The 12,824-nt window shown below is 38.4% G+C and carries 11 protein-coding genes; 10 read left to right on the forward strand and 1 reads right to left on the reverse strand.

Annotated features, from left to right (window positions below):
- Positions 1–214 precede the first annotated feature (214 nt).
- A complete protein-coding gene (locus tag Q0212_RS01005; protein ID WP_297920876.1) occupies positions 215–1,960 on the reverse strand; it encodes a FecR domain-containing protein in 1,746 nt (581 codons plus the stop codon).
- Positions 1,961–2,238: 278 nt separating this feature from the next.
- Between Q0212_RS01005 and Q0212_RS01010 the strand changes: the two genes are divergently transcribed.
- From Q0212_RS01010 to hflC, 10 genes are all read left to right on the forward strand, one after another.
- A complete protein-coding gene (locus tag Q0212_RS01010; RefSeq protein ID WP_297920879.1) occupies positions 2,239–3,423 on the forward strand; it encodes a hypothetical protein in 1,185 nt (394 codons plus the stop codon).
- A gap of 109 nt (positions 3,424–3,532) precedes the next feature.
- The gene (locus tag Q0212_RS01015; RefSeq protein WP_297920882.1) at positions 3,533–4,036 is read left to right on the forward strand and encodes an FMN-binding protein; all 504 of its coding nucleotides are present in this window, start codon (positions 3,533–3,535) and stop codon (positions 4,034–4,036) included.
- The gene (locus Q0212_RS01020; protein ID WP_297920885.1) at positions 4,033–4,740 is read left to right on the forward strand and encodes a PepSY domain-containing protein; all 708 of its coding nucleotides are present in this window, start codon (positions 4,033–4,035) and stop codon (positions 4,738–4,740) included. Before Q0212_RS01015 ends, Q0212_RS01020 begins: the two co-directional genes overlap by 4 nt.
- A 255-nt stretch (positions 4,741–4,995) precedes the next feature.
- Positions 4,996–5,598 (forward strand): peroxiredoxin, encoded by a 603-nt coding sequence (locus Q0212_RS01025; protein ID WP_297920888.1) that lies wholly within the window; start codon positions 4,996–4,998, stop codon positions 5,596–5,598.
- A 57-nt stretch (positions 5,599–5,655) separates the two neighbouring features.
- Complete coding sequence (locus Q0212_RS01030; protein WP_297920891.1) at positions 5,656–6,252, forward strand: superoxide dismutase; 597 nt, start codon at positions 5,656–5,658, stop codon at positions 6,250–6,252.
- A 73-nt stretch (positions 6,253–6,325) separates the two neighbouring features.
- Positions 6,326–8,938, forward strand: a complete 2,613-nt coding sequence (locus Q0212_RS01035; RefSeq protein WP_297920894.1) for an ATP-dependent helicase — start codon at positions 6,326–6,328, stop codon at positions 8,936–8,938.
- Between the two features lie 8 nt (positions 8,939–8,946).
- Complete coding sequence (locus Q0212_RS01040; protein ID WP_297920897.1) at positions 8,947–9,270, forward strand: hypothetical protein; 324 nt, start codon at positions 8,947–8,949, stop codon at positions 9,268–9,270.
- 14 nt (positions 9,271–9,284) lie between these two features.
- Positions 9,285–10,598 (forward strand): ribosome rescue GTPase HflX, encoded by a 1,314-nt coding sequence (hflX, locus tag Q0212_RS01045; protein ID WP_297920900.1) that lies wholly within the window; start codon positions 9,285–9,287, stop codon positions 10,596–10,598.
- A gap of 30 nt (positions 10,599–10,628) precedes the next feature.
- Complete coding sequence (gene hflK, locus Q0212_RS01050) at positions 10,629–11,720, forward strand: FtsH protease activity modulator HflK (RefSeq protein ID WP_297920903.1); 1,092 nt, start codon at positions 10,629–10,631, stop codon at positions 11,718–11,720.
- Positions 11,721–11,722: 2 nt separating this feature from the next.
- On the forward strand, positions 11,723–12,592 hold the full coding sequence (hflC, locus tag Q0212_RS01055; protein WP_297920906.1) for a protease modulator HflC: 870 nt from the start codon (positions 11,723–11,725) through the stop codon (positions 12,590–12,592).
- Positions 12,593–12,824 lie beyond the last annotated feature (232 nt).

Genomic DNA, 12,824 nt, shown 5'->3' on the forward strand with positions numbered 1-12,824 from the left:
TTGATGATTGAAACTCCTTCAACAGTGGAGGAGCATCGATTGAAAGAACTTAACCTCAAAGTGTTACCAGCTGAGCAAACGAAAAAAAAGGCATAAAAATTTGAGTGATTGATTTTTTTTGAATACCAATGTTTTTACCCTCCTTCGATCTTGATCATGACCAAGGAGGGTAAATCTATCTTCGTTTTTTTTAGATGATCTTTGTGTAAAATGTTTATTTGAATATTTTAATTAGCGATTTACGATTAAAGCTACTATCAGTCACTTCTTCAAGCACTGCAACACTGTCAGTATCCCGATTGGTAATAGTGCTAAAACTACCTATATAAACGCCACCTAGCTTAGCAAGTATTTTAGGAGTTTGTAAATTAACATTGATAGTTGTTTTATTGGCTAAATCAAAAAATCCTTTAGAAGAGGGGAGTCTTTGAATCTCAAATAGATCTAAAGATGCCTTGATAGGAGTGTTATCGTCTGTTAAGACCAAAATAGCATCACTAGGAGAACCATTGCCAATTTGTAAAAAACCGCCAATTGAGTCTTTAACTCCAAGCCCATCTCTATCGTAAATAGCTACCTGACGAATACTTAATAAACCACCAAATTGATTGTTTTTATTATCATCTAATAATGAAAATAAATTATTATCATTTAAGCCTAAATTTAACGCATAACTTTTGTTACGTGTTGCTGCTGCTAACTGCACATTAATCGCATCAAAAATACTATTACCTAATTCTACGTTAATTTTTGGATTACCTACCTCAACACCTTGCATACGCATATTGTTACCATAAAGTGTATCAGTATTTAACAAAAATAGATTTTCAATGAAACCTTTAAAATCTATAAAGTCCGCTAAATTATAAGCAACTTTTGATGTGATTTCGGTAGTATCTTCTTCGAGTTTATACTTGAAAACTTTCTTTAAAAGAATATCTTCATTATTAATATCATTAATCATGCCCTGATTGATATCCGTATCTAATTCATTTTCAATAATACCAATCGCGTTTTCAACAGAAAAATTACTTAGTTCGGCATTATCAAGATTATCAAATCCTGCCAAATCAGTCTGGGCAAATGGAGTGAGACGGGGAGTATCAACAGGTTTCGTGGCTTTCTCTATAACATCATTAACACTAAAATCATCTTCAATACGTTGCACTTCTTGTTCTAAAGACTTATAGCGGCGCATTGCCTCGGTAAAAGCACCATAGGTAGCAAAGTTCTCAATGGTTGGCTTTTTGACTTTTTGTTTTGAAAAAGACAAATTGTCATCTGTATCTAAAGAAATAAAAACAGGGTCACAAGTACCGCCAGCTGTATTCACAGTATGACATAACGTCGGCTTTTGGTCGGCATTCACAGCAAAAGTTTCACCTTCTTTTGCCTCTTCTTCACCTTGTTGATTAGTAATGCTAATTTTTCCATCACTGACAGTCACAAGTAGTTTATTATCATCTAATGAAGCAGAATAATCTGTCCCTCTAATACCAATGGTGGCAACGGGCGTATTAAATTTATAGTTTTGTTTATTAACTTTACCAATAGCTCCGCTAATCGCGCGTGCACCACCTTTGATAAAATTATATAAGACTGTGCCTAATTCAGGCGTGTCTTTACTAAAACTGTATTGGGTAATTTCAAATGTTGAGCTTGGACGTAAAACAATTGTACCGCCATCAGTCATTTTAATTTGGATGCGGCTATTTCTACCTGTTTCTATTTTTTCGCCTGCGTAAATCAGATCACCTTTGAATACATTACGCTGTTGATTTTGGGCATTACTGACGAACGCACTGCCAGAAACAAAATTGACCCGACCAGCAATTTCGGCAGCAAACAATGACTGGGATGCCGCAAATAATCCAATAGCAGCAACTAGTCGAAGCTGAGAAAAAGGAAACTTATTTTCCAATGAGTTCATAAGAAGTCCTTCTGTGGTCAGGGTATCCACAGCAAATTGTCTGTCATTTATAAAAAATTATTAGTTATGATTCTTATTGTATAAGTTAAGAAATTTGTCTTTCCACCCCACAGTCTAATATCTTATCAACAAAAGGTAAACCTTTTGCAACTGATAAAGTAACAAAAACAATTTTTTTAGTGCATAACATCACATAGAAAGATGCAATTTTCATAATTAGTGAGTAATTAAATGATAATAATTTGCATTTAGTTTTATTTTTGATAAAATTTGCCTGAAAAATTTTGCCACATCTAAGGTAGTTATCTATGTTAAAGCTGAGTGTAGCCACATTAGTCCTTTCTGCAGCCATCTCTACTGTTTATGCTAATGACGATTTAGCCCAATTAAAAGCGCAATTAAAAGCCCAACAAGCACAAATTGATGCCTTGGTTGCCGCTTCCGAAAAACAAACATCAGCTGCTGGCTCTGCATTTGCAAATACAACTTTGGGTGGTTATGGCGAAGCATATTTTAAGCATATTGATGGTGAAAAAGATGAGTTTGATGCCTATCGTTTTGTTTTGTTTGTAGGTCATAAGTTTAATGATAAAGTCAGATTTTCTAGTGAATTAGAAATTGAACATGCTTATGTAAAAGATACAGATACTGATACCGATGGCAAAAGCCCAAAAACAAACACTACACAAGGTTATGTTGCTTTAGAGCAATTGTTTTTAGAGTATCAATATTTGCCTAAACACCGTGTTGCAGCAGGACAGTTATTAGTACCCGTTGGTATTTTAAATGAAACCCATGAACCTGATACATTTTATGGTACGTTTCGTGCGCCAGTAGAACGCGAAATTATCCCTAGTACATGGTTTGAAACAGGTTTAATGGCTTCTGGTGAGATTGTATCGGGTTTAAGTTATGATGCAATGTTATCCAGTGGTTTAAAAAATGATGGCTCAAAAGCTATTAAAGAAGGTCGCCAACGTGGTTCTAAAGCTGATGGTAGCGATTTAGCTTATACCGCACGTCTCAAATATACAGGTATTGCTGGTTTTGAATGGGGAGCAACATGGCATCATCAAACAGATATGTCTCAAGGCTCGCCAAAAGTTGCTAATCAAAATTTAGATGCTGATTTATTAGAAACGCATATTGCTGTGCAAAAAAATATTTTTGGTTTACGTGCTTTGTATGCCAAATGGGATGTCAATAAATCAGCTTTAGCAATCGCGGACACTAAATATGCTGAGCAAGAAGGCTGGTATGTTGAGCCTTCGGTAAAAGTATTGCCGACTTTAGGTATTTTTGCTCGTTACAGCGAATGGGATAATACGGCTGCCGACAGTGTAAGTTCTAATTGGCAAGAAAAGTCATTAGGTATTAGTTGGTGGTTGGATGAGCGTGCCGTAGTAAAAGCGGATTTACAGCGTCGTGATGATCCTAATGGCAACAATACCGATAAAAACGGATTTAATCTAGGTATTGGTTTTTCATTCTAAACATGAAAGCTAAAATGTCATTCTAAAGATGAAAAAAGGCGTATATCAAAGCGATATAGGCCTTTTTTTGTTATGATTCACAATTAGTAGTTTTAAACATAGGTTGTTTATGTGGCGAATAGTAGCTTTTATTGCTGGTTTAACGGTGCAATCAATGGCACACGCGGCGTTAAGCAATGAAGAATTTATTCAAAAATATTTAAAGCAACCAGTTGAAAATAAGGTGTTATGGTTGAATAAACCGTTACAACAACGTGCAGCGATAATTTTGGGGCATAATTATCAAGGATTAAGAGTGCGTTATTGGCAGTCAGGCAATCGTAGTGCTTGGATTTTGGATGAAATTGGTAAAGAGCAACCCATTACCACTGGTGTTGTAATTGAAAATAATCAGATTGTTGCGGTAGATGTTTTGGTTTATCGTGAAAGTCGCGGTGGGGAAGTTCAACAAAACTTTTTTACGAAGCAATTTCAAGGATTAACCCTCGATAAAAACGATAAGCTAAGCAAAAAAATAGATGGAATTACAGGTGCAACTTTATCGGTTTGGGCATTACAAAAAGTTGCGCGTTTAGCCTTAATGTTTGATAGCCAAAAAGGTGCTACACCATGAAGAAAAAAACGCATTGGCGTTTAAAAGTTCTAAAATGGCATCGACGGATTGGTGTAGTTTTGAGTGTATTTTTATTGTGGATGTTGGCTAGTGGTGTATTAATTAATCATGCCAATGATTTACAGCTTGATAAACAACAGCTTAACAATGAGTTTTGGCTAAAATGGTATGGTTTATCAAGCACAAATACACAATTGATTGGCGATAAAAGCTTAAGTCTAAATAAACAAGGCTTATGGCTCAATCAACAAAACTTGGGTGAGTGTTCTAGCTTATTGGGTGTGGCAAAATCATCTCAAGAAGTAGTGGTGGTGTGTCCAGAACATATTCTTTTATTGTTACCAACAGGCGAATTAATTGATCATGTCGATAAAAGCCGTGGTTTATCTATCGTTTCCCAAAAAATGGCTGTGGTAGAACAAAAAATAATTGTTCTAGCCAATAATGAGCAACTCTACCAATTAGATACCCAATCTTTAAGTTTTAGTCCTTTTTTGCCTGTCACAACGCCTATCAATTGGCAAGAAATTCAACAGCCACAAGCACAATTAAGCTATGAACAATGGTTATTAGATGCACATTCAGGCCGCTTATTCGGTTCATGGGGAAAATGGCTAGTAGATCTTTTGAGTGTCTTGTTGATTATTTTGATTGTGAGTGGCTGGTACTTGGCCAAACGCCGCCACCAATTAAAAAATGTCTAAAAAACAATCCAATCACAGTTACCCTTCGACTTCGCTCAGGGTTCAGAGTCTGAGATGGTTGAGCATAGTCGAAACCAAATAAGCTTGTTTTTTATGCAAACCATCTAAAAAGTTGTGACAAAATACGAATGCTCGCCTTTGTCGGCTTGAAATATGATAAATAAAGCCTCATCTTTCGCGGTAGCCAAATTCCTAGTAATTCTCTAGGTCTTTAGACTGTCATAACAACACATATTTAACTCAAAGGAGTTTATCATGGCCGTATTAGTAGGTAAGCCAGCCCCAGATTTTACCGTACCAGCCGTTTTAGCCAATGGCGAAATCGTTGACAGCTATAACTTTGCTGAAGCGACTAAAGGTAAATACGCATTAGTATTTTTCTATCCTTTAGACTTCACCTTTGTTTGTCCATCTGAATTGATCGCTTTAGATCACCGTATTCCAGATTTCCAAGCACGTAATGTAGAAGTGGTTGGTGTGTCTATTGACTCTCACTTTACTCACAATGCATGGCGTAACACACCTGTAAACGCAGGTGGTATTGGCCCAGTTAAATATACTTTAGCTGCTGATATTACTCATGAAATTGTTAAGGCTTATGATGTAGAAGCAGGCGGTGGTGTTGCTTACCGTGGTGCTTTCTTAATCGACAAAAACGGTATCGTTCGTTCTCAAATTATTAACGATTTACCATTAGGCCGTAATATGGAAGAGTTATTACGTTTAGTTGATGCCTTACAATTCACTGAAGAACACGGTGAAGTTTGCCCAGCAAACTGGAAAAAAGGTGACAAAGGCATGACTGCAACGCCTGATGGTGTTGCTTCTTATTTAGCCGAAAACGCTGATAAACTCTAAATCCCCCTGACCCCCTTTAAAAAAAGGGGGAATTATATTTATTTAGGAGCTAGCCTCATGGCCATTACATTGCCAGCTTTACCATACGCAAACGACGCACTTGCACCACACATTACTCCAGAAACCATCGAGTTTCACCACGGTAAACACCACAATGCTTATGTTGTTAACTTAAACAACTTAATCAAAGATACTGATTTAGCTGATAAAGATTTAGAAGCGATTATCCAAGCCGTTGCTGGTGATGCAAGCAAAGCTGGCGTATTTAACAATGCCGCACAAGTTTGGAACCACACTTTTTACTGGAACTCCATGAAGCCAAACGGTGGTGGCAAGCCAACAGGCGCGATTGCTGCAAAAATCGATGCAGACTTCGGTAGCTACGAAAAGTTTGTTGAGTTATTTACGGCTGCTGCAACTACACAATTTGGTTCTGGTTGGGCATGGTTAGTGGTTGGTGCTGATGGCAAATTAGCAATTACCAAAACTGGCAATGCGGATACCCCAATCGTTCACGGTCAAAAGCCATTATTAACGATTGACGTATGGGAACACGCTTATTACATCGATTTCCGTAATTTGCGTCCAAAATACATCGCTACTTTCTTAGAAAGCTTAGTGAACTGGGATTTTGCTAACGCTAACTTAGCTTAATAGCCAACCCCAAAAAATAGGACGTGTTATGCACGTCCTATTTTTTTATGGTCTCTGCTTGGAATTCGTGTCAATGGTGGTTTTAACTGACGAACAACGTGCAATTGTTGAGCATTATCAAGGTGCAGCGATTGTCTATGCCGTTGCAGGCGCAGGTAAGTCAACAACCATGGCGCATCGTGTACAACATCTGGTTGAACAGTATCATATTAATCCAACACGGATCTTAGTTTGTTCATTTAGTCGTGAAACGGTTAATGATATTAAACAAAAAATTGAATCATTAGGTGTACAAAATACCAGTTGTTATACCTTTAATGCTTTAGGCCGACGAATTGTTCAACACGCCATTAAGTTGGGTTATTTCCCTAATTTTGATGAAAGCCAAATTGAGTTTCGCAGCAGTCAATTGTCGATGCGTGCTTTAGTAGAGTTGGGTAAACAACTTGGCCAAAACTTTAATCAACTTGATGTTAATCAAGAAGATTTACAAACTTTTATTTCTATTTGCAAAGGCAATTTGGCTTATGCAGATTTGTTAGAAGCCAAGCTACCCATTCATTGTCAGCAGTGGGCAACACAAGCGACAAACTCGAATCCCTATTATCTAAAAGCTTATAAATTATATGAGCAAATTCGCCAACAACAAAATTTGCTTACCTTTGATGATCAATTGTTATTAGCGTGGGAAGCCTTAGAACGTTTTGATGAAATTCGTAGATGGGCAAAATCGAGCTTTGATTTTATTTTGGTTGATGAGTTTCAGGATGTTAATAAAGTCCAAGCACAAATCGCCGATATTTTAACCGAAGATCATCGCAACTATATGGCGATTGGTGATGATGACCAATGTATCTATGAATGGCGTGGGGCGGATGTTCGTTTTATTTTAGATTTTAAAAAGCGTTACCATGCCACAGAATTTATTATTTCTGACAACTTTCGTTGTCCTGCGGAAGTAACTTTATTGGCAGGCCAAGTGATTGCCAAAAATACCGATCGACATCTGAAAGATTTAGTTTCACAACGTGGCTTTGGTGGCAACGTTCAATTAAAAGGCTTTCAATACGATAGTGGTGTAGCTCATTATGTGGTTGAAGAATATAAAAAATATTTAGCACAAGGTGGTAATGCTGCAGATTGTATGATCTTAGTGCGCTCTTATTCTCAAACAGCGATGATTGAGGCCAAACTGATTCAAGAAGATTTAGCCTATCAAATTATTGGCAATCCGCGTTTTTATGAACGTCCTGAAGTCAAAGTTTTGTTTACCTATTTGGGCTTTGCCCGTCAAGAAGCCGATTATCGCAAACAACAAAATGGCCAGTTAACCGAACAATATATTCGCCGTTTTGGTGAAATTTTGCGTCAGCCAAACCGTTATTTATCACAACAATGGATTAACGAATTTTTAACGCGTGGTCAGCAACAAAATGGCTCGTTAGTCGATTTTTTGGCGAATAATTTACACTTGGCCAGTAATGAAGCCAGTCAAAAGCGTTTAGAAAAATTAGCATACACCTTAAAAGAATTAAGCAAGCAATTGGAACATGATGCAGGCTCGGTGGTCTCTTGGTTGGTGAGCGAATTAGATTATTTTGAGTCCATTAAAAAGAATGCCGCAATTCCCGAATTGGGCGAAGAACGTTGTCAAAATATTCATGCGTTAATAAATTATGCACAGAAAAAAGGCAGTGTTTTATCGTTCTTGGCACATTTACGTCGTTTGCATTTAGAAAACGAGCAGGGTGATAACAGCAAACCTCGTTTGCAAATGATGTCTATTCATCGGGCTAAAGGTTTAGAGTGGCCTGTTGTTTTTGTGCCTTGTTGTGCTGAAGAACAATTACCTTCTAGCCACAAAGATAACTTAGAGGAAGAACGCCGCCTGTTGTATGTGGCAATGACGCGTAGCAAACAGCAATTGTATTTGTTATATGCCCCTCAAGATAAGATGAGTTCTTTTTTAAAGACAGTTCAAGCAGAGCAAGTGTTAAAAACCGCCACCGAACTCAAAGAGCTGTTAAATAATTCAGCAAATACGGTGCAGCCTCAACAAATGATTCATTTGGCCTTAGCGATTAAACAATATCCACTGATGAGATATTTGCGTTGTTGGTGGCCAGCCGCAGCCGATTTTAAACAGCATTTGTGGCAACAAGCTGAACTCGCCTTAGCTCAGCAGCAAAATGCCCAACTACAAATTGGCCAATTAAAAACGCAAATATCTGAGCAAAATTCGCTAGAGCAACAACAAAAAGACTTAAAAAGTATGGAGCGTCGTTTATTGTTATTTAAAGCACGTCATGTCACTGTGTTACTCAATCAAACGGCGGCTGATAATATTCAACAACAACGCTTTTATTTTGAGCTTAACGACAGTAGTGGAGTGATTGCCGTTTTAAATCAGACTGGCCAAAAAATTGGCATTGTTGATAAACAAGCGTCTCGTTTTCCTTTAGAAGAAGTTTTAGATTGGTCGTGGTTAATGGCAACGGTCACCATTGGTTTTCGTTTTTCTTATTTAAAACGTACGATGAATGTCACATTGCAACTTTCGGATAATGTTTCTACGCTAAAAAAACAAAAAGAATTAGCAGTGCCATTGCATTTGCAATATTTGGCCTCAGAGAGTTTTAAAGAAGATATGCAACAACTGATGGGAGTGTTAAATCCCATTATTTAGGAAAAAATATGTTAGAAGATAATCAACATGACGAAGGACAACAACAAACAGGCTGTTGTGAGTTGTGCCATCGACAAATGATTGTCACTAAACATCATTTAATTCCACGTACCCGCCACAAAAACAAACGCAATAAACGTTTGTTTGATCGAAATGAGGTTAAACATCGGGTCGCGTGGCTATGTCGGCCATGTCATAATCATGTCCATAACATGCTAAGTAATAAGCAATTGGAGCTGGAATACAATACGCTAGAGTCATTAGCAACACATCCAGATATTGCCAAATTTGCCCAATGGATTAGTAATAAACCAACAGGTTTAAAAGTTTAAGAGAGAAACGATTAGTGGAATTTTTTGAACGACATCAAGGGGGCGAAAAAGCCATCCTTGTGCATTTAGAGTTAAAACAGTATTCACAAGATGAAGACTTAAGTGAATTTAAATTATTGGCTTTATCGGCAGGTGCAGAGATTTTGTCGATAGTAACTGGTTCGAGACAAAAGCCTGATGCGAAATTTTATGCAGGTTCAGGTAAAGTCGATGAAATTGCCCAATTGGTACAAGCAACAGGCGCGGAATTAGTCTTATTTAATCATTCCTTAAGCCCTGCACAAGAACGTAATTTAGAGCGCGCCTTTCAGTGTCGAGTCTTGGATAGAACAGGACTTATTTTAGATATTTTTGCTCAACGCGCGCAGACTTTTGAAGGCAAGCTACAGGTCGAACTTGCCCAATTACAACATCTTAGCTCACGTTTGGTTCGTGGTTGGACACACTTAGAACGGCAAAAGGGTGGTATTGGCTTACGTGGGCCTGGTGAAACACAATTAGAAACTGACCGCCGTTTGCTCAAAAATCGGGTGGTGATGTTAACCGAGCGTTTAGATAAAGTCCGCCAAACTCGTCATCAAGGTCGTGCTTCACGGCAAAAAGCAGCTATTCCCACTATTTCCTTAGTCGGTTATACCAATGCGGGTAAATCCACCTTATTTAATCGTATAACCAAAGCAGAAGTGTATGCCGCTGACCAGTTATTTGCCACCTTAGACCCAACCTTAAGACGCATTAATATTGGTAGTTTAGGCACTGTGGTTTTGGTAGATACCGTAGGTTTTGTGCGTCATTTGCCACACCAATTGGTAGAAGCATTTAGAGCAACCTTAGAAGAAACGGTTGAAGCAGATTTATTATTGCATGTGGTTGATGCGGCCAGTAGCGAACGCGACATTCAAATTACGGCTGTGAATGAGGTTTTAGCCGAAATTGGCAGTGAAAGTCGTATTTTGATGGTTTATAACAAAATTGACTGTTTAGAAAGTCATCCTCCACGTATAGATTATGATGCAGAAGGCAAGCCATGTGCAGTGTGGTTATCCGCACGTGATAATTTAGGCATTGAGCTGTTAGAGCAGGCATTAGCTGAATTATTAGTCGAAGATTTGCAAAATTTTACACTACAGATGCCCCCTCAGTATGCCAAACTACGCGCCCAATTATTTGCGCTCAATACCGTGCAAGATGAACAGCTTAATGAAGATGGTTCGAGTCAATTAAAGATTCAGCTGTCATTATCGGAATTGGATATTTTGTTGCGGCGTATGGGTTTAAAACGTAGTGATGTAGGACTTTCTGACCCTGAAATTGTTCCTGAGTGGTAAAAAACCACAGTCCTAATAATGAGGTAAAGCATGGCGTGGAATCAGCCGAATGGTGGTAACAACAATGGTGGCTCTAATGGCCAACGACCGCCAGAAATTGATGATTTTTTGAAGAAAATCAACCAAAATTTTGATAAATGGTTTGGCAATGGTGGTCAACAAGGTAATCCAGATACTGCACCTTTTAAAATAGCCTTAATAGTGGTTGGTGCGTTAACGGTATTAAGCGGCTTTTATCGTGTTGAACAAGCCGAAGAAGCGGTGGTTTTGCGCTTTGGTAAATACAGCAGTACCGAAAGTGCAGGTTTACATTGGTCAATTCCTTTAGTTGATGAAGTAAAAAAGATTAATATTCAAAAGGTTGAGCAAGTTCCATTAACCGCACGCATGATTACTGAAGATACCAATATTGTTGAGATCAATTTAAGTGTGCAATATCGAATTGCCCAACCTGTTGATTATTTACTAAAAGTGTCTCAGCCCGAATTAAGTTTATTACATGCCACAGAAAGTGCATTAAGACACGTTGTCGGCGGTTCAAAAATGGGTCAAGTGCTCAATGAAGGTCGTGCTACCTTAGCCAGAGACATCAAACCACGTTTACAAGGCTACCTAAACCAATACAAAACAGGTTTGGAAGTAACAGGTGTTAACATCATTGAAGCATTACCACCCAAAGAAGTTAAAGCTGCATTTGATGACGTGATTCGTGCCAAAGAAGACAAAGAACGCCTAAAAAACCAAGCCGAAACCTATGCCAATGGTATTGTGCCAGAAGCACGAGGTCAGGCAGCGCGTTTATTGGCGGAAGCTAACGCCTATAAACTAGAAGTGGTTGATCGAGCCAAAGGTGATGCCGCACGTTTTGATCAATTAGTGGTTGAATACAAAAAGTCGCCACAAGTCATTAGACAGCGTTTGTATTTAGAAACCATGGAGAGCGTATTAAGTCGTACTAACAAGGTTATTGTAGAAGGTAATGGTAATAATATGTTTTATCTACCTTTAGACAAAATGATGAATAACTCAGTGATGCAAAACTTGCCACAAGCTAACCAAGCAATTCCCGAATTAGATCCGCAAACTAGAAAAGGCCGTCAAGGTCGTGGTGAGGGACGTTAATCATGAATCCAAGAACCATGCAAACCTTGTCAATAATCTTAATTGCCTTAAGTGTGTTGAGTAATACTTTATATACCATTCGTGAAACCCAGCGCGGTATCTTGGTACAATTTGGTGAAATTATTGAATCTAACATTGGTGCAGGGATTGGTATAAAAATGCCATTTATGCACGAAGTGAAAAAATTTGATATTCGCACCCAAATTAGTGACATTGAGCGCACAGAATACTTAACCCAAGAAAACAAATTTTTGATTGTTGATTCTTATGTGTTGTGGCGTATTGTTGATGTCAAAAAATATTTTACGGTCACAGGCGGTGATAACAAAAAAGCCGAAATGTTATTGCTGGCGCGCGTCAATGACAGTTTAAAAAATAAAGTGTCTGAGCGGACGGTGCATGAGATGGTTGCTGGTCAACGCGACAAAATGATTACGCAATTAACCCAAGAAACTTCAGCAATTGCGCGTAAAGAGTTTGGTATTGAAGTTGTTGATGTGCGGGTTAAACGTGTCGATTTCCCAGAAACAATTTCTGAGTCTATTTATAATCGTATGCGTACTGAGCGTGAGCGTGAAGCGCGTGAGCATCGTTCACAAGGTAACGAATTAGCCGAAACGATTAAAGCCGAAGCTGAACGTGAGCAAAAAGTTATTTTAGCAGATGCTTACAAACAAGCCGAAACCATTCGTGGTCAAGGTGATGCTGAAGCTGCTAATATTGCCGCTAATGCCTTTGGTAAAGATGCGGAGTTTTACCGTTTTTATCGTTCAATGCAGGCCTATCAAAACTCCTTTAACAAACCTAATGATATGATGGTTCTTAAAGGTGATAGCGAGTTTTTGCGTTATATGCGCCAATCTGGTAAATAACACTTCTTTTTCATCCTCACAAATCTTAGTCAGTTAAATCTTAAAACCTTTAACTGACTAACCTAAGCTGCCTGTGCGGCAGTGAACATAAAGTTTTGTAAATCAACGCCTTCACCGTTTTTTCTAAGCTGCCTGTGCGGCAGTGAACTGAAATCGTTGCCGTTGTTAGTAAGTTCGATTTTTCTAAGCTGCCTGTGCGGCAGTGAACACCCTCAGCAATGGATTTTTAGCG

Origin of the sequence: uncultured Agitococcus sp., assembly GCF_937920075.1 — a bacterium.
In the GTDB taxonomy this organism is placed as follows: Bacteria; Pseudomonadota; Gammaproteobacteria; order Pseudomonadales; family Moraxellaceae; genus Agitococcus.